We start from the raw sequence: 24,234 nt of genomic DNA on the forward strand, positions 1-24,234 counted from the left end.
TGATGGTGACGCCGTAGCGCCTCGCCGATTGCGTCTGTAAATTGCTACGTCAGTCCGATTGAATCGGCCGGATCGTGTCGACAGCGATGGCGCCTTCGAGGATCCCTCGCTCAACATCGCGCTTGTTCCGCTCGATCTCAATGACGGTGTAAAGCTTGTCGTCCCGAAAGGCGCTGGCATTGACCGTTGTGACATCCTCGGCGGGAGCTGCATCCACTTCCATGAAATCGAGCTCACGAGCCGCAGCGACGATCCTGGCGTCGCCGGCCGTTCTGGCGGCGACGACGACGGTACCATGTCCGGGGGAGTTGTCCCATCTCGGATCGTCGGGCGCCGCGATCGGCTCCAGCCGATAGATGTTGAGCATCTCGTCGCCAGCGTCGGCCGACGATTGCGAAGTCGCATTGACAATTTGCGCCTGGCTCTCGACCGACTTCCCAAACGTGTTGGGATTGGTCGCGTTGTTGATCTCTTCCTTGCCTGTCCTTGAGACGTTCGACATGTCGTTCTCCATTCAGGACGGAAACGACGGCCGGCAGCCAAGTGTTCCCCCACGCACGAAAAACCGCAAATTCCACTGAGACGATGTCCGGCGCGCACTTTGGATATCTGCAACTATCAGGCTCATTTTGGGCGCTGAATCATGTTAGGATCGACGCGGGACGGCCATACCATTTTCCCAGTCGAGCACTAAATTACCAGTCGTCGAAGAGGGGGATTCTCGTGAACAACCAAACCAGCGAATTCGCGCGCGACAATGCCGCGGCAGATAACCTCAATGGTCAAGTCCACAAAGCAATGGCGTTGGACGAGGCGAGCGCCCTTCTGGAGGTGCTGGTTGCGGTAAGACGGGGCGATTTTTCGGTGCGGATGCGGTCGGATCTGACCGGTGTCACCGGCAAGGTCGCCGACGCTCTCAATGACATCATCGCCGCCAATCAGCGCATGGCCCAGCAGCTCGAGCATGTCGGGCAGGTGGTCGGCCGGGACGGGCGAACGAGCACGCGCGTGCGCTTCGGCCTGTCGGACGGTTCCTGGTCCGAAATGGAAGGATCGATCAACGGTCTGATTGACGACCTTCTGTGGCCGACGACAGCTGTCACGCGCACGATCACTGCGGTCGCCAAGGGAGATCTTCTGCAGACCGTGCCGCTCGATGTCGACGGTCGGGCGCTCAAAGGTGAGTTCCTACGCTCGGCCGATATCGTCAATACGATGATCAAGCAGCTGAGCGTCTTCACATCGGAAGTGACGCGCGTCGCGCGCGAGGTCGGCACCGACGGAAAGCTCGGCGGCCAAGCGCAGGTGCCGGAGGTGACGGGCGTCTGGAAGGACCTCACCGAAAGTGTGAACTCGATGGCGTCGAACCTGACGGCGCAGGTGCGCAACATCGCGGAAGTGACGATCGCCGTTGCGAATGGCGATCTTTCCAAGAAGATCACCGTCGACGTGCGCGGCGAGATCCTGCAGCTGAAGGAGGCGATCAACACCATGGTCGACCAGCTCAGGTCCTTCGCCTCGGAAGTAACGCGCGTCGCGCGCGAGGTCGGCACCGAAGGCAAGCTCGGCGGACAGGCGCTGGTGCCAGGCGTCGCCGGAACCTGGAAAGACCTCACCGATTCCGTCAACGCCATGTGCGGCAACCTGACGGCTCAGGTCCGCAACATCGCCCAGGTGACGACGGCCGTGGCGCGCGGCGACCTGTCGCGCAAGATCACCGTCGACGTCTCCGGCGAAATCCTGGAGCTCAAGGAGACCATCAACACGATGGTCGACCAGCTCAACGGCTTTGCCGGCGAGGTGACGCGTGTGGCGCGTGAAGTCGGCACCGAAGGTCGGCTCGGCGGCCAGGCGCAAGTGCCCGGTGTGGCGGGCACCTGGAAGGACTTGACCGACAACGTCAATTCCATGGCCTCGAACCTCACGGCGCAGGTGCGCAACATCGCCGAAGTCTCGACCGCGATCGCCAATGGCGACCTGTCGAAGAAGATCACGGTGACGGTGTCGGGGGAAATCCTCGAGCTGAAGGAGACGATCAACACAATGGTCGATCAGCTCAATGCCTTTGCGTCCGAAGTGACCCGTGTGGCCCGCGAAGTGGGCACGGAGGGCCGGCTTGGCGGCCAAGCCAATGTGCGCGGCGTCGCCGGTACCTGGAAGGATCTTACCGAGAACGTCAATTCGATGGGCGGCAACCTGACGGCGCAGGTGCGCAATATCGCGGAGGTCTCGACCGCCATCGCCAACGGCGACCTGTCGAAGAAGATCACCGTCGACGTGAAGGGGGAGATCCTCGAGCTGAAGGAAACCATCAATACGATGGTCGATCAGCTCAATGCCTTCGCTTCGGAAGTCACCCGCGTCGCCCGCGAAGTGGGCACGGAGGGCCGGCTCGGCGGTCAGGCCAATGTGCGCGGCGTCGCCGGCACCTGGAAGGATCTGACCGACAGCGTCAATTCGATGGCGTCCAACCTCACCGGCCAGGTGCGCAACATCGCCGAAGTCGCGACTGCCGTCGCCCAGGGAGACCTGTCCAAGAAGATCACCGTCACCGTGTCTGGCGAAATCCTCGAACTGAAGGAGACCATCAACACGATGGTCGATCAGCTCAACGGCTTTGCCGGCGAGGTGACGCGTGTGGCGCGCGAGGTCGGCACCGAAGGGCGGCTCGGCGGCCAGGCGAACGTGCTCGGCGTCGCCGGCACCTGGAAGGACCTGACGGACAGCGTCAATTCCATGGCGGGCAACCTGACGGCGCAGGTGCGCAACATCGCCGAAGTCTCGACTGCGATTGCTAATGGCGACCTGTCGAAGAAGATCACGGTGTCGGTCTCGGGTGAAATCCTCGAGCTCAAGGAAACGCTAAACACCATGGTCGATCAGCTGAACCGCTTTGCTTCCGAAGTCACGCGCGTTGCCCGTGAAGTCGGCACCGAGGGCAAGCTCGGTGGCCAGGCGCAGGTGCCGGGTGTCGCGGGTACCTGGAAAGACCTCACCGAAAACGTCAACTCCATGGCCTCCAACCTTACCGGCCAGGTTCGAAACATCGCCGAAGTCACGACAGCCGTGGCGCGTGGCGATCTGTCGCGCAAGATCACCGTCGACGTGAAGGGGGAAATCCTCGAACTGAAGAACACCATCAATACGATGGTGGACCAGCTCAACGCCTTCGCCGGCGAAGTGACGCGCGTCGCCCGCGAAGTCGGCACCGAAGGCAAGCTTGGCGGCCAGGCGCAGGTCTCCGGCGTCGCCGGCACATGGAAGGACCTGACCGACAGCGTCAACTCCATGGCGGGCAACCTGACGGCGCAGGTGCGCAATATCGCCGAGGTCGCGACCGCAATCGCCAATGGCGACCTGTCGCGCAAGATCACCGTCGACGTGCGCGGCGAAATCCTGCTCCTGAAGGATACGTTGAATACCATGGTCGATCAGCTTCGCTCCTTTGCCGGCGAAGTGACCCGTGTCGCCCGTGAAGTCGGCACCGATGGCAGGCTCGGCGGCCAGGCTGTCGTTCCGGGCGTCGCCGGCACCTGGAAGGACCTGACCGATAACGTCAACCTGCTCGCCGCCAATCTGACGACCCAGGTTCGAAACATCGCCGAAGTCACGACAGCCGTGGCGCGTGGCGACCTGTCGCGCAAGATCACCGTCGACGTGAAGGGGGAAATCCTCGAACTGAAGAACACCATCAATACGATGGTGGACCAGCTCAACGCCTTCGCCGGCGAAGTGACGCGTGTGGCCCGCGAAGTCGGCACCGAAGGTAAGCTCGGCGGCCAGGCGCAGGTGCCGGGCGTCGCCGGCACCTGGAAAGACTTGACCGACACCGTCAACGTCATGGCCGCCAACCTGACCGAGCAGGTCCGCGGCATCGTCAAGGTGGTGACGGCGGTGGCGAACGGCGACCTCGAGCAAAATCTCACGGTCGCATCCAAGGGCGAGGTGGCAGCCCTTGCCGAGACCATCAACAACATGACCAACACGCTCGCGACCTTTGCCGATCAGGTGACCACGGTGGCGCGCGAGGTGGGCGTGGAAGGCCGTCTCGGCGGTCAGGCGAATGTTCCCGGCACCGCGGGAACCTGGAAGGACTTGACCGGCAACGTCAACCTGCTGGCAGCCAACCTGACGACGCAGGTGCGCGCCATCGCCGAGGTGGCGACCGCCGTCACCAAGGGTGACCTGACGCGCTCGATCAAGGTCGACGCGCGCGGCGAAGTGGCTGAGCTCAAGGATAACATCAACACGATGATCGACAACCTCAGGCTCACCACCGAGCGCAACACCGAGCAGGACTGGCTGAAGACCAACCTGGCGCGCTTCACCAACATGCTGCAGGGGCAGCGCGACCTGACGCTGGTCGGCAAGATGCTGCTGTCGGAGCTGGCGCCTTTGGTCGGTGCCCATCAAGGGGTTATCTACCAGGTGGATGCCGACGAGCGGCAGCCGATCTTGTCGCTGCTCTCCGTCTACGCGAAAGGGGGCGAGGCGGCGCACCCGGCACGTCTCGAGTTCGGCCAGGGACTTGTCGGCCAGTGCGCCAGCGACGCTCGCCGCATCCTGGTCACCGACCTTCCCGACAATGTCGTTCCGATAAGCTCCGGCGTGTTCACGACCTTGCCGAGAAGCGCCATCGTGCTGCCGGTGCATTTCGAGGGGCAGGTGAAGGCCGTGATCGAGTTGGCCTCAGCCGGCGAATTCACCGAGTTGCAGCTGTCCTTCCTCGACCAGTTGACAACATCGATCGGCATCGTCCTCAACTCGATCGAAGCGACCATGCAGACCGAAGGCCTGCTCAAGCAGTCCCAGCAGCTTGCCGCCGAGCTTCAGACGCAGCAGCGCGAGCTGCAACAGACCAACGAGCAGCTCGGACAGAAGGCGCAGCAGCTGGAGGAACGCAACGTCGAAGTTGAGGCGAAGAACCAGGAGATCGAGCAGGCCCGGCGCGCGCTGGAGGAAAAGGCAACCGAGCTCGCGCTGACATCGAAGTACAAATCCGAATTCCTCGCCAACATGTCGCATGAGCTGCGCACGCCGCTGAATTCGATCCTCATCCTCGGCCAGCAGCTGGGAGAAAATCCGGATGGCAACCTGTCGGGCAAACAGGTCGAGTTCGCAAAGACGATCCACGGCGCGGGAACCGATCTGTTGAACCTCATCAGCGACATCCTCGACCTGTCGAAGATCGAGTCCGGAACGGTCTCGGTCGATGCCGAGGAGATTTTTGTCAGCAACCTGCTCGAGATGATGGCGCGGCCATTCCGGCACGAGGCCGAAAACCGGAACCTGTCGTTCTCGGTCGACGTCGGCGCCGATGTCGCGAAGAGCCTCATCACGGATTCGAAGCGACTGCAGCAGATCCTCAAGAACCTGCTGTCGAATGCCTTCAAGTTCACCGCGCAGGGCGGCGTGACGCTTCGCGTCGCTTCGGCAACGAGCGGCTGGTCGTCCGATCACCCCTCGTTGAAGCATGCGCCTTCTGTCATCGCCTTCGAAGTCGTCGACACCGGCATCGGCATACCGCCTGAAAAACAACGCATCATTTTCGAGGCCTTCCAACAGGCGGATGCCTCGACAAGCCGCAAATATGGCGGCACCGGCCTCGGCCTGGCGATCAGCCGCGAACTGGCAAACCTCTTGGGCGGCGAGATCCAGCTGCGCAGCACCCCCGGTGTCGGCAGCACCTTCGTTCTCTACCTGCCGCTCACCTATGTGGGCGCCGGCGCGGTTGCGCCGAAGTCGGTTCCGCCGGCAAATGTCGTGGAATTTGCCGAAGCGGCAGCAAACCGCCGCGCCGACAAGCCGACCGAACATGTCGAAGACGATCGCCACCACATAGCGGCCGGCGACTCGGTGCTGCTCGTCGTCGAGGACGACGCGCACTACGCCCGCGTCCTGGTGGATCTCGCCCGCGACAACGGATTCAAGGTTCTGGTGGCGATGCGCGGTAGCGATGCGCTCGCACTCGCGCAGGACTACAGGCCGGCGGCGATCTCGCTCGACATCTTCCTGCCCGACATGCTCGGGTGGACGGTGCTGAGCCAGCTCAAGCAGAATCCGCAGACGCGGCATATTCCGGTCCAGATTATCAGCCTCGACGAGGATCGTCAGCATGGGCTGACCCGCGGCGCCTTCGCTTTCATGAGCAAGCCGACGACGCCGGAAGGCCTGGGCAAGGCGCTGTCGCGATTGAAGGCCTATGCGCAGCCGCGTCGCAAGCATCTGCTGCTCGTCGAAGACAACGAGGCCGAGCGTTTGAGCGTCACCGCCCTTCTCGGACACGACGACATCGATATCACCAGCGTCGGCTCCGGATCGGAGGCTCTCGCCGCTCTTCGGCAGAATGCCGCCGACTGCGTGGTGCTCGACCTTTCCCTTCCCGACATGTCCGGCTTCGAAGTGCTGGAGCAAATACGCGACGACGCCGAGATCGGCGAGGTGCCGGTGGTCGTGTTCACCGGCCGGGAGCTTTCCGCTGAGGAAGACGCGACACTGCACAGCATGGCCCGCAGCGTTGTGGTCAAGGGGGTCGAATCGCCCGAGCGTCTGCTGGATGAGACGGCCCTGTTCCTGCACCGGGTTGTCGCCGACCTGCCGGCGGCAAAGCAGGCGACGCTGCAGGACCTGCACAGCTCGGACGAGGATCTGGTCGGCGAGACCGTGCTGCTTGTCGACGACGATGCCCGTAACATCTTCGCGCTGAGCAGCGTCCTCGAACGCCGGGGAATGAAGGTCCTGACCGCGACGACCGGTAGCGAAGCCATCGACGTCATCAACAACGAACCCTCTGTGGCGATCGTGCTGATGGACATCATGATGCCCGGAATGGACGGCTACGAGACAATGCAGGTCATCCGTTCGGAGCCCCGGTTCCGGCGGCTGCCAATCCTGGCGCTGACGGCCAAGGCGATGAAGGGCGACCGCGAGAAATGCCTGGAAGCGGGCGCGTCCGACTACCTGGCGAAACCGGTCAATACCGAACAGCTGTTGTCGGCTCTTCGCATGTGGCTGCATCGCTGAGGATTCTCGCCATGAACCCCGTCAACATCCTCCTCGTCGACGACCAACCGGCAAAGCTCCTGAGTTACGAGGTCATACTCGAAGAGCTCCAAGAAAACCTCATCAAGGCGCAATCCGCACGCGAAGCTTTTGAGCACCTGTTGCGCACCGAAATCGCGGTGATCCTCGTCGATGTCTGTATGCCCGAACAGGATGGGTTCGAGCTCGTCAGCATGATCCGGCAGCATCCGCGCTATCAAAACACGCCGATCATCTTCGTTTCCGCCGTCATGCTGGCGGAACCAGACCGGCTGCGCGGCTATGCGGTGGGCGCGGTCGACTATGTCTCCGTCCCGATCGTCCCCGAAGTGCTGAGAGCCAAGGTTCGGGTCTTTGCCGATCTCTACAGGAAGACGAGGGAACTCGAACGCCTGAACGCCGAGCTGGAGGCCCGGGTTCACCAGCGCACCGCCGAACTCGAGGCCTCGGCAGCGCAGTTGCGTGAGCTCAACGAGGAGCTCGAGCATCGGATCGATCAACGGACACGGGAGCGCGAAGAGGCGCTCGCACAGCTGTTCGAGGCGCAGAAGCTCGACACGATCGGTCACCTGACGGGTGGCGTGGCCCACGACTTCAATAACCTCCTGATGGCAGTTCTCGGCAGCCTGAATCTTCTGAAGAAACGGCTTCCGGCCGATGAACGCAGCGAACGCCTGGTGACGAACGCGATTCAGGCGGCCGAGCGCGGCACCGCGCTGACCCAGCGCCTGCTTGCCTTCGCACGCCGCCAGGAGCTCAAACCGCAGGCGGTCGACTTCCTCCGGCTGTTCGAAAACGTCGAGGATCTTCTCGCCAAGGCGGTAGGGCCGCGCATCGAAATCCACAAGAGCATCCCGGCGGATCTCGCCCCTCTTCTGGTCGACAGCAACCAGCTGGAACTGGCGCTGCTCAACCTGTTCGTCAATGCCCGGGATGCGCTCGAAAGCGGCGGAGCCGTGACGGTGGCCGCGGCGGCAGCCGAAGAAGCCCTGCCGACCAGCCTCGCAGGCGGAAATTACATCAGGATATCGGTGTCGGACGATGGCGAGGGGATGGACGAGGCAACGGTCTCGCGTGCCGCCGAACCGTTTTTCACCACTAAGGGCGTCGGCAAGGGCACCGGTCTCGGCCTGTCGATGGTGCATGGCCTGGCAGCGCAATCCGGCGGCTCGATCCAGATATCGAGCGTCAGGGGCAAGGGCACGACCGTTTCCCTGTGGCTCCCCGTCGCCGAGACATTCGTCAAGGTGCAGCCGGTCGTCGAGCCTCCGGCGACGGAGCCTTTGAAACCGGCGTCGCGGCCGCTCGCCATTCTCGTCGTCGACGACGACGCCCTTGTCAGGACGGGAACCGTGGCAATGCTGGAGGATCTCGGGCATCTGCCGCAAGAGGCGTCTTCCGCTTCCCAGGCTTTGGAATTCTTTGCTGACGGACAGGGTTGTGATCTCGTCATCACCGATCATGCCATGCCGGGGATGACGGGCGCAGAGCTTGCGCGTCACCTTCGCTCCTCCTTTCCAGGCCTGCCCATCATCCTTGCCTCGGGCTATGCCGAGTTTTCCGAAGACCATGGCCTCGGCCGGATGCTGCGGATGAAGAAGCCATTCACACAGGAACAGCTTCAGGCGGCGATGGACCAAGCGCTCGGGTAAAATCGCGGCGGCCTGACGATCAAAGCGTAAACATGCCGAGGCGACCGGCGCGGCCATGCTGGTGACAGCGACCGCTTTCGCGCGTCCGCTTGCGGACGAAACTTTTTCCTCCCGCAAAAGTTACCCAAATCCCATCCCAATTTCATCGAAGGCTTTCTCTTGACCAAAATGACATTCGGACCGGCATTCACCGAAGGGGGCATTCTATTCCGCCTCTGGGCTCCCCTGCATGAAAGCGTGTCGTTGAAGATCGAAGGCGCTGATCCGTGGCCGATGCAGGCGACTGAGGACGGCTGGCACCGCTGCACGGTCGCGCAAGCCCATACCGGTACGCTTTATCGCTTTGTCCTGCCGGACGGTTCCGAAGTTCCCGATCCCGCCTCGCGGTTCCAGCCACAGGATGTGCGCGGGCCGAGCGAAGTGGTCGACCTTTCCACCTATCGCTGGACGACGAGCGACTGGACGGGTCGACCGTGGGAGGAGATGGTCATCTACGAGATGCATATCGGCTGCTTCACGCCGGAGGGGACTTTCAAGGCCGCGATCGAGCGGCTCGACCATCTGCAAGCGCTGGGCGTTACGGCGCTGCAGATCATGCCGCTTAGTGAATTTCCCGGCCGTTACAGCTGGGGCTATGACGGTGTCCTTCCCTATGCTCCAGACAGCAGCTACGGCCGGCCGCAAGATTTCATGGCGCTGGTTGACGCAGCACACCTGCGCGGCATCTCGGTTTTCCTGGACGTGGTCTACAATCACTTCGGACCTGACGGCAATTTTATCCCCGCCTATGCGCCGCTCTTTACCGAGCACCACAAGACGCCCTGGGGCAACGGCATCAACTACGACGGCGACGGATCGGAGATGATCCGCGAATTCATCATCCAGAACGCCATCTATTGGATCACCGAGTTCAGGCTCGACGGTTTCCGCTTCGATGCCGTCCACGCCATCAAGGACAACAGCGCCGAGCATCTGCTTCACGCGCTTGCGCGCCGCGTCAAGGCAGCGGCCGGCGACCGGCTTGTTCATCTGATCGTCGAAAACGAGGAAAACGACAGCGATCTGTTGAAGCGTGACGAAAACGGGGAAGTGAGGTTGTTCACCGCCCAGTGGAACGATGACGTGCACCATGTGCTGCATATCACTGCTACGGGCGAAACCTTCGGCTACTATGCCGATTACGTCGGTGACGCCGGTAAGCTCGGCCGGGCGCTGGCAGAAGGTTTCGTGTTTCAGGGGGAACATATGCCCTACCGCGGCGGAAGCCGCGGCCGGCCGAGCGGTCATCTGCCGCCCACCGCTTTTATCTCCTTCATCCAGAACCATGACCAGATCGGCAACAGGGCGCTGGGAGACCGGGTTCTGGCTTCGAGCCCGGCTGATGTCGTCAAGGCTGTGGCTGCCATCTACCTGCTGGCGCCCGAGATCCCGATGCTGTTCATGGGCGAGGAATGGGGCGCTACAGAACCTTTTCCCTTCTTCTGCGATTTTGATGAGGACCTGAACGAGAAGGTCAGGAAAGGCCGTCGTGAGGAGCTCTCCCGTCTGCCGGGCTTCGACGCCGACGACCTTCTCGACCCGACGGCGCCATCGACCTTCGCGGCTGCCAAGTTGGACTGGTCGAAACTCGCCTCCTCCGATGTCTTCGATTTTTACAGGACGCTTCTCGACCTCCGACACCGGAGGATCGTGCCATTGCTCAAAGGCGCTGGCGCCGGAAACGCGGTCTATCGCTCGGCGGGAAGCGCACTCGCGGTGGATTGGACCCTGGCGCAAAACCGGCGTCTGCATCTGCGCGCCAACCTCGGTACCGAGGCGGCGACGCTCGTCTCGCAGCAGGGCGACGGCGAGACGATCTTCCATCTCGGCGGTAGCGATGGCGGCAATCTCGCGCCCTGGACGGTGATCTGGAGCATCGGCGAGGCGTGACGGCGTGCTGACAGGAAGGCGATCGAACGATGAAATCTGCTGAGCTCGACAAGCTCGCCCGCCGGCACGGTATCAGCCCGACCAGGCCCAGTCCCGACAATCGGGAGGTAGCGATCTCAGGCGAGACCAAGCGCAAGATCCTCTCGGCATTGAAGATCGACTTGCCGGGAGCGGTCGATCCCGAGACCGGCGCGATGCGGCGGGAGCCAAAGCCGGCGGCTAAGAAGATCGCCAGGTCATTTCTGCCGGAGTTCTTTTCCAGCACGCGGGTCTGGGGTGTGAGCCTGCAGCTTTACGAACTCCGTTCGGGACGCAACTGGGGCATAGGAGACTTCGAGGATCTGGCCGATATGGCGGATCTCCTGGGATCGCTGGGCGCCGATTTCATCGGTCTCACCCCGCTTCACGCGCCATTTCTCGCCGATCCCGAGCGTTGCAGCCCCTATGAGCCCTCGAGCCGCCAGCATCTCAATCCGCTCTATATCGCGGTTGACCGGCTGCCGGGTTTTGCCTGTAGTCCGGAACTCGAACGGCAATTGGCACGCCTTCGCCAAACCGATCTCGTCGATTACGCCGGCGTCGCACAGATAAAGCTTAGGGTCCTGCGCGATCTCTGGCCGGCCTGGCGACAGTGCGATACCTATGATCCGGCCGATTTCGACGCTTTTATCGCGCAAGGCGGTAACAGCCTGCGGCTGCACGCGCTTTTCGAATGCCTCTCTCTTTCCATGGTCGAGCGCGGGGCAGGCGCCGGCTGGCAACGGTGGCCGGCCGATTTCCAGCGCTTCGACAGCGCCGCTGTCGCCGAATTCGAGCGCGGACACGCGGAGGATGTCCGCTTCCACATGTGGCTGCAGTGGCTCGCCCACCGCCAGCTGATGCAGGCGGCGGACCGGGCCGGGAAGGCCGGCCTACGGATCGGGCTCTATCTCGATCTTGCCGTCGGGGAGGCGGTCGATGGCTCGGCGACATGGAGTGAGCCGGATATCTATGTCTCCAAGGCCACGATCGGCAGCCCTCCTGATCCCTTCGCCATAGATGGGCAGGACTGGCACCTTGCCGGATACCTGCCTTCCGCGATCGCCGCAGGCGAGATGTCGCCTTTCCGGCGTATGCTAAGTGCTGCCATGCGATATGCCGGCGCCATCCGCATCGACCACGCCGCAGCGCTTCGCCGCATCTTCCTGGTGCCATTGGGCAGCAGGCCGGACGGCGGCGCCTATGTCCGCTATCCCGCGGATCGGTTGCTGCAGATCCTCGCCGACGTATCCGCCGAGCATCGGTGCCTCGTCATCGGAGAAGACCTGGGACTGATCCCCAAGGGATTGCAGGACGACCTGGCCGCGGCCCACATTCTCTCCTACCGCATCCTTTCCTATGAACAGGATGAGAAGGGCTTCAAGCCGGCGGACGTCTATCCAGTCCTGGCTTTGGCCTGCATTTCGACGCACGACCACCAGACCCTTGCCGGCTGGTGGCGCGGCGCCGACATTCAGGCCCGGTGCGAGCACGGCATCGTGCCGCCCGATCTCACCGAGGCACATCTCGAAGACCGCAAGCGCGAGCGGAGGAACCTGAAAGCGGCGCTGAAGGCTGCCGGCCTCGACCTGCCGGCCAGGCTTTCCCAAGCGCGGGCAAGCGAGGAGACGCTGAGGGAATTGACCGTCAGCGCCTATCGCTTCATCGCCAGAACGCCCTCGCTTCTCGCCGCGATCCGTCTCGCCGATCTCACCGACGAAAAAAGGCCAACCAATGTGCCAGGCACCAGCGACAGCTATCCGAACTGGAAGCCGAAGCTATCGGTTTTGCTCGCGGATCTGATGTCGAGCCCGCTGCTGAAGAGCGTGACGGCGGCAATGCGGGAGGAAAGGCCGCGGGAGTGACCGATGCCGGGCGGCCATCAGCTTCGTCATTGTCGTTCGATCGGGCTCGTCGCGCATGTGGAAATCGATCGAGGAGGGAACGAATAGGAAGCCGGCGAATTTTGAAGGAATAGGGACAGGCATTGCCGAGATGAGGACCTGTCCGCTTTCGCCGCTTCAGTTGCGGCGACCAATATTGATGGAAAACAAGACCATGACGAGCGCATTCATTCTTATCGCATTGGCTCTCATCATCATCTACGCCGGTCCGACATTGCTGTTCATCTGCGTCGGATATGCCGATTATATGCTGGAGCGGCGAAGGCATATGGTGGCGTTGAAGCACGCCGTGAAGCGTCGCAGCGACGAGTTTTAGTTGGACGTTGCTCGGCTTTCCCAGGGGATCCAGAGGCAGGTCGGCAAAACCCGCCTCCGGCAGCCGGCGCTTCGTGAAGCGTCTCTGCTATTCGTTAGTCGTTCGCCGTGACCTTGACGCCGAGCACGGAAGGAATCGTGTTCGGTGCGCCCATGGCCGCGCCGATGATCATCGGGACGGGAACCGGCTTTTCCGGTGCGGCGCTGATTGTCAGGCTTTTCGGTCCGTCGAGATAGGCGTTGACGGCAGCCGACACCTGGTTTTGCAGCTCGGGCATGTTGAGCTGTGCCATCATCATCGGCACGAGACCTTTCAGCGATTGCGCCAGCTGGTCGCCCGTGACGCCCTGCTGCGAGCCGGCATAATCGAGCGCCTTCTTGGTGATCGAGGCATCGTCGAAGCGGATCGAGGCACTGTTGATCGTCAGCTGCTGTATCAGCCCCAACATCGCAAGGCCCACGGCCTGGTTGGCCTCTTCCTTGTTCGGATTGGCCTCGGCGGTCTTCACCGCCTGCTGCAGCGACTTGATGAAGCCCAGCGTGTAACCGGAGAAGTCGACGGCGAAATTCAGCCGGCCGATATTCTTGAAGTCGAAAGCATATTCGTCGACAGCGACCTTGCCGCTTTCGATTTCCCAGATGCCCTTCATCGTCACCGTGCCGTCGAGCGTCGTCAGGCCCAGTTTCTCGATGGCCTCCTTCGCATTCGCATCCTCGACCTGCGACAGGTCGGCCTTGAGACCGGCGACATTGGCGTCATAGGAAAAGCCGCTATCCTGGCGTCCCAGGTTCGACTCGATGCTCTCGATCGCAAGCACGTCCTTGCCCTTGATGTTGAGAGCGATCGGTCCGGTGCTGACCGTTTCATAGAGGAGGATGTCGTTCAGCGTATCGCCCGTCGCATTGGCGGGGATCGTGAGGCCGGTGATCTGGATCTCCTTTGCGGAAAAACGTCCTTCCTCCTGGCTGATATCGATATCCGGGAAGGAGACGGTCTTGGCGTGATAGCCACCGCCTTCGATTTCCTCAACACCCTCGAAGGTGAGATCGCCGATCTTCAAAGTATCGCCGGGCAGGCTCGAAGATCCTACCTGGACACCGGTCGCCGTTACCGTGTCGCCATCGGCTTCCGCCTTCTCGAAGGTGATGACCGTACCGCCGGCACTGGTTGCGGCATTGAGCTTCTTCATCATGTCGGTGCCATCAAGGGCAAGCGCCGGGCCGGCCAACGTCAGAAACGCGGTGCTTGCCATCATCAGGTGGAGATTACGCATATGCTTCATGGAGATGTCCTTATGTAGAAAATAGATGCGAGGATTTCGAAATTCCCAGATGTGCCACCTTCCACTCTCAGATCGGAAAGGCGGGGGACACGAAGAGCGCCGCTGGATATCACGGCTTTCATCTGGTCAGCTAATTTGGGGGTGGTGCAGTTAGGATCAGCCGGAACGCTGAGGCTGAAAAAATATAGTCATCCTTCCGCCAGCGACGGGCGGCAGTATTTTCTCTAGCAGGGGTAGCGTTTCGACTCATCCGCTACACAGAAAGTGTATTTCCTCGATTCTTGCAACCCTTCGAATCGGATGCCAAACCGGGAAGTGTTCGACTGGATTTAGTGCGCATTTCGAACGCCCGCGGAAACGGCCAGTCCGGCTGAATGCCACCTTCCAGTGTCCCTACGCCTGCGACACCCGCCCGCGCAACAGATAGGTGAGCGCAAAGATCACCAGGAAGGGGTAGACGAGCACGATCAGCGGCAGACCGGCAGCCAGCGCATCGTCTTGAAGATAGATGTTGAGGACTCCGGCTCCGAGCACCAAAGGATAGAGCGGGGCAAACTTGTCGAACCACATCCTGAAAGGCCCCGCCAGAAGCAGAACGAACGCCGGTAGAATAAAAATGCCGAGATTTCTCGCAACATTCAGGAACTCAGGACCAAACGGTTCGGTGGAGGAATAAAGTCGGGCGACTTGGCGGGCCGCCCACAGAGCAGCGATTGTGGCCCCTGCATATCCTGCTGGTCTTGCCAACATGGCCGAACCTCCCTTTCGTTCACACTCCCGCGTCGATGCGGCCCGTTCCTGTGACCATATCCGCGCGCCTGCAGCGCCGCGCGTCTTTTCAGTATGCACTGACGTTCATGGGTGCATATTGTCAGCGGCGCCAACGCATTCAAGAATTATCGTGCGGCAAACGCCGGCCTCCTGCCGCATGACAGGTTGCGCGCGCCAGGCCCGTAGGCGATCCGGAATTCGATGTCCTTGTAAAAATAGGTCCTGGCTTTTCGTCTCAGGCGGCTCCTGTCGAAAGCGTCTGCCGTTACGACAACATGTGCGGCAAGCCGTTTGAATTGCATGGCGGAGAACCTCGCTCCTTCACGATCAGCTCGACATGGTAATAGGGATCGTGATCGGCGGGCTCCGGATGCTTTTAGACGGTGGCCCAACGAACGGTCCGTGGTGAGACGGAGAGAATGACGGTGAAAACATCTGGTGGTTCCACCGCTCCGGCACACGCGAAGACCGGTGCGCCCAAAATGGTTGCGACAGCCAGAAGGATAGCTCCAGGACTTATTCGCATGTTCTGGAACAATGTCTGTCGTCCCCTGTTACATTGACGATGAAAACGAGTGCCGCGCGAAAGACGAAGCAGCTGGAGGGCTCGATGAAGCGGAGCATAGGATTTGGGCTGGTTTTTGCCGTTGTGCTGACCGGCTGCACGACCAGCGCAGGCAGTTATTCGTCGGCGGGACTGGCCCCCATTCCCGGCAGCATCACGTATAATGGCCAGCCTCGCACGAAGTTGACGAAATCGCCCGTGGGTTCTTCCTTCCCGCATGATTTCACAGATCAATGGGGACGCCAGGTTGAGGAGATCTACATCATCCGGCCCGACAGGAGCTTGCTGATCGCCGAGCGCCACTACCGGCCGGTCTTCGCCCTCGACGATGACTAGACAGGATGACTTTAGGCCCGGTTGGCTAAAGTCTGAATCCTGTTTTAAATTCAATAGTTAGAGCATGATGTCGCCCGAAAATCGCTGACATTTTTCGGCGTCATGCTCTAGGAAGGAGAAATGATCATGCCGCGCCGCAAGAGCACTGAGACGACGACCCTCGATAGCAGAGGAGCCAAGATCGGCGAGCCGGTTCCGAAAGCCGTCATCGATACGAACACAGCCTCCGTCGGCGTTCCCCGGCAGCCTGATCATGACCTGGGCGAAGAACTGAGCGTGCTGCGAAAGCAGATCGGCGCGCTTCAGGATCAAGTCCTCGATGCTGCCCGGTCGGCAAAAGGAAGTGCCGGCAGAGCAATGCGTCAGACGGAAGCGGCGGTGAAGCTCTACCCGGCCTCGACGCTCCTCCTCGTCGCGGTGATCGCCGGCGCGCTCGCATTCGCCGGACGTCGCGCCGCACTACCGCGCCATCGGCCCCAACCCGCACTGCGTGAGTTGAGGGATCTCTACGACATGATCCGAGGCCGCGTCTGACAAGATTTCAGGATTGTCAGCGTCACGATTATGGCCGACGCTTCGTTATCGAAGCGAGGGGACATTCATGTTGGATATCATCATACGCAGCGCTCTTGATGTCGTTGGGCGCACTGAGCGCCTCGTCGAAGCAATGAGGCGACTGCTGCAGAGTGACGACCTCGACGAAGTCGAGGTCTATGAGCTCGATTATGAGATCGAGCGGCTCGGGGACGTGGTTTTCAATGTGGACGAGGCCGTTCGATCGCTAGCTCGCACGGTTGAATGCTGGTCGCAAACCGCTCTCGCACACGAGATCCGTGGGACATTGCATTGACGGCTGATTCTGCGTGTCACGCTGATGTCACGCGACCGTCGCAGCAATATGTGCTTGATTGGCGCAGTTAGGCTCAGACCAGGGCAGGGTCGAGCCAAAATTGCTTTTTCGTTGGGGCATCGCAATGAGCTTGAACACTTCGGGGGAGGAATCTCAACCCCATGAATTCATCTTTCCGGTTCACACCCGGACGATCGCAGAGATCAGATACGATAGTCTGAGCCGCGTCATGACGGTGGTCTATCACGACGGCCACTCGTGTACGACTTCCGGCATACAAGGCCCGGCGATGCTGAGAATCCTCGCCCAGCGTCCGTTGGAGCGCTCTCCGTTTCTGTTGAAAACGGTCATCTGAGGCGGAAAGACGTCGCCAGTCGTTGCCGGTATGGCGGGGCAGGGCATCGGTTTGTTAAATCAGCATGGTCGTGCATCCATTTCCGCTGGGCCGCGTTCATCCACAATAGCCGGACCTATGGAGGGAACGCCGATGACCTTTCCACCGCCGAAGACCGAATCTCCCGCGAAGCGCTTCGAAGAGGCGACCGTAGCCGCGCGCGACGCGTTGGAAAGGCTGATTGCAGCCGCCAATGAAGCCGGATGGGGCACCGAGGAGATAACCGCGGCACTCCTTAAGGCCGCGCAGTTTCTGAGCGATGCCAACAAGAGAGAGCCAGATCCGACCGATGACCCCTCAATCAGCGATGCGCCTGCCAGGGAGCAGATTGGTCACGGCGAGCTCTATGACTAGTGTAGACGGTGTTCCCAGGCCACGTCTTCGAACGGTTAGTTCACAGACTAGAAACTTGTGAAGTTTCGTAAATGTGGACAATAACTGATCTTATACCGTGGGCGTTTGCGCTGCCTCCCGCTCTTTGGGAATTACGGAATGTGTGGAGACGGCATGGCTGGATTTTGGGAGCCTGTGCAGGCTTAATCGTCTTCGGCGGCATATTCGTCTGGATTTATGTTGTCCAGCAGTCAGTTCACAATATGAACTATGGAGCGCTAGGTGTTGTGCAAGCGCTCGGTTTGCTGCTTGGACCACTAGCTGCCGCAATCGTTATCACCAAAAGGACGAGCTTGGCTGCTGGGGTTTTTGCTGGGGTAGCCGTTGGATTCTGCGTTTACGTCGCCACTGCCACCATTGGAATTGCCATCTACGGCGAGTGAAGCCCAGGTGGTTCTACTGGGCTGCGGGTTCGAGCTTTGCGGTATAGGCCCACGGTAACACTAGCCGTGTTCCAGACTTGCTAGGTCGTATTAACCCGTTCGCAATATGAGCCATGCGGGCGGTAGGAGACGAATTGCAAGTCTATCGTCAGCGCATGAGCAGCGCGACCAAACCAACCCGGGAGTTTACCCCGAGCTTGGAATAGATGTTTCTGAGGTGGGTTCTGACCGTTTCGTAGCTGATGTGATCGGCTATGGCCACCTCCTTTGGAGAATGGCCGGAGGCAATGCTTGAGGCGATCCGAATCTCCGTCGCAGTCAGTTTGTAGGCTTCCATTAAGAAGTCTCGCCGCTCATTGAGTGGCGTGGCCACCATCGGCTCGACAATGACGGCCACGGTCGGCCCCTCCAAGAACTCGGTGAATGCATCGGACTGGAGCCGAAGGAGTGTGATGCGATAACTGGCCTTGTCCTTCCCCTTTGCGATCGCCGTATGCGGCCTTGATTGCACACCCTTTCTTGACGTCAGGAAATCGAGAACGGCAGTCGACTTCTCGCATTGAAGTTCGAGCTTGCCGCTTGGGGCGACATGCATAGGAAAGCCAGCCGCCATTAAGGCTTCTGCGCTCTTATTCCATTGGCGTGCTCGCCCATGCTCCGAAACGTAGATCAGTCCGACGCCGATGCTATCAAACAGGGTTTGCGTTGTCTGTCTTTCCGGGGCGAGCAGATCGCGCTTCCGGATGAAATCGAAAGCCCTTTTCAAATGGGGAGCGAGTAGCGTGTAGCGCCCGGCTGCTTCTTTGTTGAAATCGGGGTCTGCTGACGACGTGCAGGTCGATAGGACGAAGGTGCGGGTTTCCTCCCGAATGATGGAGACACCAATGCTCGTCTCGCATTGGGCCTGTCCCTTCAGCCAATCATTGTAGAATTCCGATTTGAGCAAGTCCTTGCGTGGAAAGATTTCGTCTCCGCAGACACCCTGACCGACGGGCACAAAGCTCAATCTCGGAATCCAGGGGTTCACTGCGGCAAAGTGGCTGCTGAATTGGTCGACCTCGGTCCTCGAGAACCCCGATACGTAAGGAACATGGGCCACAGGCGAGGCCAGATCGTGGTAATGGAGGGCGGCTTTTCCATTTGGCAAAGTTTGCGCCACGCGATCCAGAAAATCCTGCCAATCGCACTCACCGAATAGACTTCCATAGATCAAATCTATCAGCTCAGATGAAGCGTCTTTTGACTGGAGCATGATCTTTCTGAAAATCCCACAGCGAGTATTTCCGGTATTAAATAACGTTGCTCAGGCAAAGACAACAGCAGCCCCATGTAATATCAAATCGGCGGCCATGGGCATTCGTGACCAATCGCAATGCGGTACTACTCGCTACTTCGCAAGCGATGCAGGTATGGCCAACTCCATAGTTCTCACCGGTCGATAGTTGCGACGGAGCCGCGCACGACGAGGCTCGTGCTGACGCGCAGGCGTTCGACGGCAAGCGGGGCGCGTTCGATACGGGCGATGAGCCGCTCGCCGGCGAGCTTGCCCATCTCATAGACGCGTTGGTCGACGATGGTGATCGGCGGAACGGTAACGCTGGTCCAGTCGGCGTCGAGAAACGAAATCATCGACACGTCCTTGGGGATCGACAGGCCAAGCGACTGCATCGACTTGAAGATGCGCAAGCCGACGAGGCTGTCTGAAGCCAGCAGTGCCGTTGGCGGCGATCCCTCCGAGAGCAGGCGTTTGATCACGCTGTCCGTCTGTTGCTGGTTCGTGGCGCCGAGCCTGATATAATGAAGAGGGTTCGGCAAACCCGCCTCGGTCAGGACGCTGACAAAACCCTCCACGCGTTCGCGGACGGCGGAATTCGAGATCCGCCCGATATCGGTGAGCCCACCATCCTCGGCATCCATGGCAGAGACGTAGGCGAGGCGGCGATGTCCTTGCGCGATCAGATAGCGGGTGGCGGTGATGGCCGCATCCCGGTCGTCGCCGGTCACGGCGTCGACATCGAGTTCCGGGATAGCCCGGTCGAACAGGACCAGCGGCACGCCGGCGCGGCGGACGTGCTGCAGATGTTCGATGCTGTCGCAGCGGGCTGGCGTGACGATCAGGCCATCGACACGTTTGCCGATCAGGAGGTCGACGGCTGATTTTTCCGCATCGAGCTCTTCGCCCGAATTCGCGATGATGACGTTGAATCCCGCAAGACGGGCCGCATCGCTGATGCCGCGCACCGCCAGACTGAAGAAAGCGTTCTCGATATCGCCGACCACCACCCCGATGATGCCGGACCTTCCGGTGCTCATGCTCCGGGCGAGCTCGTTCGGGCGGTATTCGAGGGCGGCGGCTGCTGCCGTGACCTGATCTGTGATCTTGGCGCTGACCACGCCGTAGCCGCCGAGCACACGGGCGGCCGTCGCCTTCGAGACCTTTGCGGCCCTCGCGACGTCGGCGACCGTAACTGCACGTTTCGAATGAGCGGAATCTTCCATGAGCCGAGGACTACAAGAGTTATTGACGACCGGTCAATTGACGGATATCAAATATGTTGTGATACCGGTCTCTTTATACAGGAGACCGGTATCTTGTCCAGAAGGCTCTATCGCAATGCGCGGTGGGGCAGGGCGACCCGACGATGCCGACAAGAGCATTCCTTTCAGAGCGGAGAACGAACATGAAGCCTTTTGAATCATTCGTGGCCACCCTCGCCCCATTGCGGGCCGGCCTTTTGACATGCCTTCTTGCGATGGGCGCAGGCTCTGCGGCCGCCGCCGACAATCCCTATAACCTCATCGAGCCCGGGGTGATCAGCGTCGGGACGATGGGCGATTCCAAGCCCTATACGTTTGCGACGGCGGACGGCCAGTTCACCGGTTTCGATATCGAGCTGTTTCTCAACGTCGTCTCCCGCCTCGGCTTTCAAAAAGACACGGTGACGTTTACGGGCCAGGAATTTTCAGCACTCCTGCCGTCGGTCGCAAACGAACGGTTCGACGTTGCCGTTGCGGCGATCGGGACCACCGAAGCCCGCAAGAAGACCGTCGACTTTTCCGACGGCTATCTTGCCGGTTATCTCTCTGTCCTGACCCCGGATGCCGGTATCAAGGATGCCGATGGCCTCAAGGGCAAGCGTCTCGGCGTCGTGCAGGGAACCTTGCAGGAAGTCTACGCAGCCAAGAATTTCGGGGGGACTGATCTGGTGAAATTCCCCGACAACAATTCTGCCGTGGCCGCGCTCAACAACGGGACGGTCGATGCGCATTTTCTCGACTACGAGGCCGCCAAGCAATATGGCGAGCGCTATCCCGCGCTGAAGGTTGCCGTGAATATCCCGTCCTTCGATGCGCCTGCTGGCTTCGTGGTCCGAAAGGGAAATGATGCCTTTCGCACGGCGTTGGACGGCGCGCTTCACGATGCGATGCAGGACGGCACCTGGAAGACTCTTTATGAAAAATGGTTCCCCGGCTCACCGATGCCGGAACAGTATCTTCCCAAGAAGTGACGCCGCAAGCCGCCCGCTCATGGCGGGCGGCTTACCAAGGCTCTGCCGGACGGCGGCGTCTGCGCCGGGCACGAATTCATGGGGATCTGAATGAACTGGCTTGAAAATCTGCGCCGCAGCTTCCTGGACTGGGACGCCATGGCGGAAGTTCTGCCGAGCATGATCAGCGTCGGCCTGAAGAATACGCTGATCCTGGCCGCCGCGTCGACCGTGCTCGGCGTCGTCATCGGCATGACTCTCGCCGTGATGGGCATCTCGCAGTCACGCTGGCTGCGGCTGCCGGCACGCATCTACACCGATGTTTTCCGCGGGCTGCCGGCGATCGTCACGATCCTGATCATCGGCCAGGGTTTTGCCCGGATCGGGCGTGAGATCTTCGGTCCATCGCCATTTCCGCTCGGCATCCTGGCGCTCAGCCTGATCGCCGGAGCCTATATCGGCGAAATCTTCCGATCGGGCATTCAAAGCGTCGAGCGCGGCCAGATGGAAGCCTGCCGGGCGCTCAGCATGAGCCACGGGCAGGGCATGCGCCTGATCGTCATCCCGCAAGGCATCAGGCGCGTTCTGCCGGCGCTGGTCAATCAATTCATCGGAAACGTCAAGGATTCCAGCCTTGTCTACTTCCTGGGATTGCTCGCCTCCGAGCGGGAGATATTCCGTGTCGGGCAGGATCAGGCTGTCGTCACGGGCAATCTGTCACCACTGCTGCTGGCGGGTGTCTTCTACCTCGTCATCACGGTGCCGCTGACCCACTTCGTCAATTATATCGATGCGAGACTGCGGCTCGGAAAACAAGGCCGCGGCTCGGGTGCTGCGAGCGGATTAATCGAGGTGAGCGAGCTGCAGGCCGCCACCGGCCCTCGCCCCGCTGTTAAGGCGTCGGAGGAGAGTACGCCGCACTTCAAAGGCGGCGCCCTGAACATCGGGGACCTCACCATGGCCTATGGCGATCTCGACGTGCTGAAGGGGGTCGATCTCGACATCGCCGCCGGTACCGTCACCTGCATCATCGGCCCTTCCGGCTCGGGCAAATCGACGCTGCTGCGCTGCATGAACAGGCTTGTCGAACCGAAGGGTGGTGACATCCTGCTCGATGGCGAGAGCATCCTGGCGATGAAGCCGGAGAGGCTGCGCCGGCGGGTGGGGATGGTGTTCCAGCACTTCAACCTGTTTCCCGACCACACGGCACTCGAGAACGTCATGCTTTCGCTGACCAAGATCAAGAAGATGCCGAGGCAGGAGGCGCGGCGCATCGCCGAGGCACGTCTGGCCGATGTCGGTCTTGCAGGGCGTAAGGATCATCGGCCCGCAGGTCTGTCGGGTGGGCAACAACAGCGCGTCGCCATCGCACGCGCGCTGGCCATGGATCCGGAGGTCATGCTGTTTGACGAAGTGACGAGTGCGCTCGATCCCGAACTGGTGAAGGGCGTGCTCGACCTGATGGCCGCCCTCGGCCGCCAGGGCATGACGATGGCAGTGGTGACGCATGAGATGGGATTTGCGCGCAGGGTGGCCGACCAGGTCGTCTTCATGGATGAGGGCCGCATCGTCGAGGCCGGCTGCCCGAAGCAGATCTTCGACAATCCCCGAAGCGAGCGACTGAAGCGCTTCCTTGCGGAAGTTCTCTGAAGCGCCCGAGGCAACGCATGGTGCCCCGGTCGTCCTCACACCGGCTGCGCCGGATTTCACCCGCTGTAGCAAGAGCAGAAAACAAGGTTATCGACATGAATGCTTCCACCAAACCCTTGAAGGTCGTCGTCATCGGTGGCGGGATCTTTGGCGTCTCGACATCAGTCCATCTGGCGCGGCTCGGGGTCCGCACCGTGCTCATTAACGACGGTCCGCTTGCCAACGGCGCCTCCGGCCGTTCGCTTGCCTGGCTCAACTCGGCGCGTAAACGCGCCGATGCCTATCACCGGCTGCGTCTGGCCGGCATAGATCGGTATCGCACGCTGGCCGCCCGATATCCCAATGCGCCGTGGCTGCGCTTCGACGGCGGCCTGACCTGGGATGCGGACGATGGTAGCAACGAGATCGCCGAGATCTTCGACTATGAGCGCGATCTCGGCTATCACGCGCAATGGCTCGCCCCGGCAAGGATTGCCGCGACGACGCCGGGTGTCGACGCAAGCGCCGTGACGCCGCAAGGCGCGATCTTCAATCCCGGGGAGGGCTGGGTCGATCTTCCGTCCTTGATCGGCACGCTTACGGAAGAATTCCGCACGCTGGGCGGCGAGATCGTCACGGACGCCGGTCGCGCGACGGTCGATATCGAAGGCGGGCGTGCCCGTGGCGTGATCACGGCCGACGGCATGCGCCGCAATGCGGATGCCGTGCTGCTTGCTGCGGGCGGTGACGTTCCCGCAATCGTGGCTGAGGTCGGCCAGCATATCGGCGATGCAACGCCTGTCGCCCTTCTCGTCCGGACCAAGGCAATCCGCCATCCGCTGAAGGCTGTGCTCAACACACCTCGCATTGCCATCCGTCCGACGCCCGGCGGCGGCTTCGCGCTCGATTCCGCCTGGTCCGAGGAAGAAGTGAGCGTGAAACCCGATGGCAGCTACGAAGTCAGGCAATCGACGCTGGAGGGGCTGCTGCGCGAGGCCTCAAGGGTTCTCGAAGGCAATCCGCAACTGGAGATCGAAGATTATGGGGTCGGCCCGAAGCCCATTCCGGGCGATGGCGAGCCGGTCTTCGGCGAGTTGCCGTCAATCCCTGGTTATTTCGTTGCCTTCAGCCATAGCGGTGCCACCCTCGGCCTGATTGCCGGCGAACTGCTGGCGGATGAGATCATTACTGGACGCCGCCATCCACTGCTGGCGGACTTTCGGCCGGAGCGTTTCAGCGCGTCGCGACGGTGAAGGTCGCCATGCGGAAACTTGAGCCGCTCG

18 protein-coding genes and 1 pseudogene are annotated in these 24,234 nt (G+C 61.1%); 13 read left to right on the forward strand and 6 right to left on the reverse strand.

All coding sequences use genetic code 11. The features are described 5' to 3' along the window. Positions 1-49 precede the first annotated feature (49 nt). Positions 50-514, reverse strand: coding sequence for a hypothetical protein (locus ACD590_RS29370; protein ID WP_439004009.1), 465 nt, complete (start codon positions 512-514; stop codon positions 50-52). Positions 515-723: 209 nt separating this feature from the next. On the opposite strand from ACD590_RS29370, the gene ACD590_RS29375 reads away from it, so the two are divergent. From ACD590_RS29375 to ACD590_RS29395, 5 genes and pseudogenes are all read left to right on the forward strand, one after another. Continuing rightward, complete coding sequence (locus tag ACD590_RS29375) at positions 724-7,023, forward strand: HAMP domain-containing protein (protein WP_018245886.1); 6,300 nt, start codon at positions 724-726, stop codon at positions 7,021-7,023. 11 nt (positions 7,024-7,034) lie between these two features. Further along, positions 7,035-8,709, forward strand: a pseudogene (locus ACD590_RS29380) (response regulator). A 152-nt stretch (positions 8,710-8,861) separates the two neighbouring features. Beyond that, entirely contained in the window at positions 8,862-10,622 is a 1,761-nt protein-coding gene (gene treZ, locus ACD590_RS29385) for a malto-oligosyltrehalose trehalohydrolase (protein ID WP_439004068.1), read from the forward strand. A 29-nt stretch (positions 10,623-10,651) separates the two neighbouring features. Further along, positions 10,652-12,505: a 4-alpha-glucanotransferase gene (malQ, locus tag ACD590_RS29390; protein WP_439004010.1), complete on the forward strand. Its 1,854-nt coding sequence runs from the start codon at positions 10,652-10,654 to the stop codon at positions 12,503-12,505. A gap of 193 nt (positions 12,506-12,698) precedes the next feature. Next, the gene (locus tag ACD590_RS29395; protein WP_012755472.1) at positions 12,699-12,860 is read left to right on the forward strand and encodes a hypothetical protein; all 162 of its coding nucleotides are present in this window, start codon (positions 12,699-12,701) and stop codon (positions 12,858-12,860) included. A 94-nt stretch (positions 12,861-12,954) separates the two neighbouring features. Here the strand turns inward: ACD590_RS29395 and ACD590_RS29400 are convergent, their stop codons facing one another. The 3 genes from ACD590_RS29400 to ACD590_RS29410 all read right to left on the reverse strand — a co-directional run bounded on the left by ACD590_RS29400 (position 12,955) and on the right by ACD590_RS29410 (position 15,215). Further along, complete coding sequence (locus tag ACD590_RS29400) at positions 12,955-14,142, reverse strand: hypothetical protein (RefSeq protein WP_439004011.1); 1,188 nt, start codon at positions 14,140-14,142, stop codon at positions 12,955-12,957. 393 nt (positions 14,143-14,535) lie between these two features. Then, a complete protein-coding gene (locus ACD590_RS29405) occupies positions 14,536-14,892 on the reverse strand; it encodes a hypothetical protein (RefSeq protein WP_439004012.1) in 357 nt (118 codons plus the stop codon). 146 nt (positions 14,893-15,038) lie between these two features. Continuing rightward, positions 15,039-15,215, reverse strand: a complete 177-nt coding sequence (locus ACD590_RS29410) for a DUF5086 family protein (protein ID WP_245368994.1) — start codon at positions 15,213-15,215, stop codon at positions 15,039-15,041. 308 nt (positions 15,216-15,523) lie between these two features. On the opposite strand from ACD590_RS29410, the gene ACD590_RS29415 reads away from it, so the two are divergent. From ACD590_RS29415 to ACD590_RS29435, 5 genes are all read left to right on the forward strand, one after another. After that, positions 15,524-15,814 (forward strand): hypothetical protein, encoded by a 291-nt coding sequence (locus ACD590_RS29415; protein WP_026188716.1) that lies wholly within the window; start codon positions 15,524-15,526, stop codon positions 15,812-15,814. 126 nt (positions 15,815-15,940) lie between these two features. Beyond that, on the forward strand, positions 15,941-16,348 hold the full coding sequence (locus tag ACD590_RS29420; RefSeq protein WP_026188715.1) for a hypothetical protein: 408 nt from the start codon (positions 15,941-15,943) through the stop codon (positions 16,346-16,348). 67 nt (positions 16,349-16,415) lie between these two features. Then, on the forward strand, positions 16,416-16,664 hold the full coding sequence (locus ACD590_RS29425; RefSeq protein WP_018245879.1) for a hypothetical protein: 249 nt from the start codon (positions 16,416-16,418) through the stop codon (positions 16,662-16,664). A 124-nt stretch (positions 16,665-16,788) separates the two neighbouring features. Beyond that, a complete protein-coding gene (locus ACD590_RS29430; RefSeq protein ID WP_026188714.1) occupies positions 16,789-17,019 on the forward strand; it encodes a hypothetical protein in 231 nt (76 codons plus the stop codon). A gap of 132 nt (positions 17,020-17,151) precedes the next feature. Continuing rightward, on the forward strand, positions 17,152-17,412 hold the full coding sequence (locus ACD590_RS29435) for a hypothetical protein (RefSeq protein ID WP_439004013.1): 261 nt from the start codon (positions 17,152-17,154) through the stop codon (positions 17,410-17,412). 570 nt (positions 17,413-17,982) lie between these two features. Here the strand turns inward: ACD590_RS29435 and ACD590_RS29440 are convergent. Both ACD590_RS29440 and ACD590_RS29445 read right to left on the reverse strand, forming a co-directional pair. After that, entirely contained in the window at positions 17,983-19,086 is a 1,104-nt protein-coding gene (locus ACD590_RS29440) for a LuxR C-terminal-related transcriptional regulator (protein WP_439004014.1), read from the reverse strand. A gap of 176 nt (positions 19,087-19,262) precedes the next feature. Further along, a complete protein-coding gene (locus tag ACD590_RS29445; RefSeq protein ID WP_439004015.1) occupies positions 19,263-20,333 on the reverse strand; it encodes a LacI family DNA-binding transcriptional regulator in 1,071 nt (356 codons plus the stop codon). Positions 20,334-20,515: 182 nt separating this feature from the next. On the opposite strand from ACD590_RS29445, the gene ACD590_RS29450 reads away from it, so the two are divergent. The 3 genes from ACD590_RS29450 to ACD590_RS29460 all read left to right on the forward strand — a co-directional run bounded on the left by ACD590_RS29450 (position 20,516) and on the right by ACD590_RS29460 (position 24,204). Beyond that, the gene (locus tag ACD590_RS29450; RefSeq protein WP_018444990.1) at positions 20,516-21,343 is read left to right on the forward strand and encodes an ABC transporter substrate-binding protein; all 828 of its coding nucleotides are present in this window, start codon (positions 20,516-20,518) and stop codon (positions 21,341-21,343) included. Between the two features lie 90 nt (positions 21,344-21,433). Further along, positions 21,434-22,972 (forward strand): amino acid ABC transporter permease/ATP-binding protein, encoded by a 1,539-nt coding sequence (locus tag ACD590_RS29455; protein WP_439004016.1) that lies wholly within the window; start codon positions 21,434-21,436, stop codon positions 22,970-22,972. A gap of 95 nt (positions 22,973-23,067) precedes the next feature. Further along, positions 23,068-24,204 (forward strand): NAD(P)/FAD-dependent oxidoreductase, encoded by a 1,137-nt coding sequence (locus tag ACD590_RS29460; protein WP_439004017.1) that lies wholly within the window; start codon positions 23,068-23,070, stop codon positions 24,202-24,204. Positions 24,205-24,234: the final 30 nt, after the last annotated feature.

The organism is Rhizobium sp. 862_C5_N1_2, from assembly GCF_051811205.1.
Classification (GTDB): domain Bacteria; phylum Pseudomonadota; class Alphaproteobacteria; order Rhizobiales; family Rhizobiaceae; genus Rhizobium; species Rhizobium leguminosarum.

What these genes read in the sequence shown, in the direction of transcription:
- ACD590_RS29370 (WP_439004009.1), bottom strand. Translation starts at nt 514, where the DNA reads ATGGAGAACGACATGTCGAACGTCTCAAGGACAGGCAAGGAAGAGATC.
- ACD590_RS29400 (WP_439004011.1), bottom strand. Translation starts at nt 14,142, where the DNA reads ATGAAGCATATGCGTAATCTCCACCTGATGATGGCAAGCACCGCGTTT.
- malQ (WP_439004010.1), top strand. Translation starts at nt 10,652, where the DNA reads ATGAAATCTGCTGAGCTCGACAAGCTCGCCCGCCGGCACGGTATCAGC.
- ACD590_RS29425 (WP_018245879.1), top strand. Translation starts at nt 16,416, where the DNA reads ATGTTGGATATCATCATACGCAGCGCTCTTGATGTCGTTGGGCGCACT.
- ACD590_RS29455 (WP_439004016.1), top strand. Translation starts at nt 21,434, where the DNA reads ATGAACTGGCTTGAAAATCTGCGCCGCAGCTTCCTGGACTGGGACGCC.
- ACD590_RS29405 (WP_439004012.1), bottom strand. Translation starts at nt 14,892, where the DNA reads ATGTTGGCAAGACCAGCAGGATATGCAGGGGCCACAATCGCTGCTCTG.
- treZ (WP_439004068.1), top strand. Translation starts at nt 8,862, where the DNA reads ATGACATTCGGACCGGCATTCACCGAAGGGGGCATTCTATTCCGCCTC.
- ACD590_RS29440 (WP_439004014.1), bottom strand. Translation starts at nt 19,086, where the DNA reads ATGCTCCAGTCAAAAGACGCTTCATCTGAGCTGATAGATTTGATCTAT.
- ACD590_RS29410 (WP_245368994.1), bottom strand. Translation starts at nt 15,215, where the DNA reads ATGCAATTCAAACGGCTTGCCGCACATGTTGTCGTAACGGCAGACGCT.
- ACD590_RS29430 (WP_026188714.1), top strand. Translation starts at nt 16,789, where the DNA reads ATGAGCTTGAACACTTCGGGGGAGGAATCTCAACCCCATGAATTCATC.
- ACD590_RS29450 (WP_018444990.1), top strand. Translation starts at nt 20,516, where the DNA reads ATGAAGCCTTTTGAATCATTCGTGGCCACCCTCGCCCCATTGCGGGCC.
- ACD590_RS29460 (WP_439004017.1), top strand. Translation starts at nt 23,068, where the DNA reads ATGAATGCTTCCACCAAACCCTTGAAGGTCGTCGTCATCGGTGGCGGG.
- ACD590_RS29435 (WP_439004013.1), top strand. Translation starts at nt 17,152, where the DNA reads ATGACCTTTCCACCGCCGAAGACCGAATCTCCCGCGAAGCGCTTCGAA.
- ACD590_RS29420 (WP_026188715.1), top strand. Translation starts at nt 15,941, where the DNA reads ATGCCGCGCCGCAAGAGCACTGAGACGACGACCCTCGATAGCAGAGGA.
- ACD590_RS29395 (WP_012755472.1), top strand. Translation starts at nt 12,699, where the DNA reads ATGACGAGCGCATTCATTCTTATCGCATTGGCTCTCATCATCATCTAC.
- ACD590_RS29415 (WP_026188716.1), top strand. Translation starts at nt 15,524, where the DNA reads ATGAAGCGGAGCATAGGATTTGGGCTGGTTTTTGCCGTTGTGCTGACC.
- ACD590_RS29445 (WP_439004015.1), bottom strand. Translation starts at nt 20,333, where the DNA reads ATGGAAGATTCCGCTCATTCGAAACGTGCAGTTACGGTCGCCGACGTC.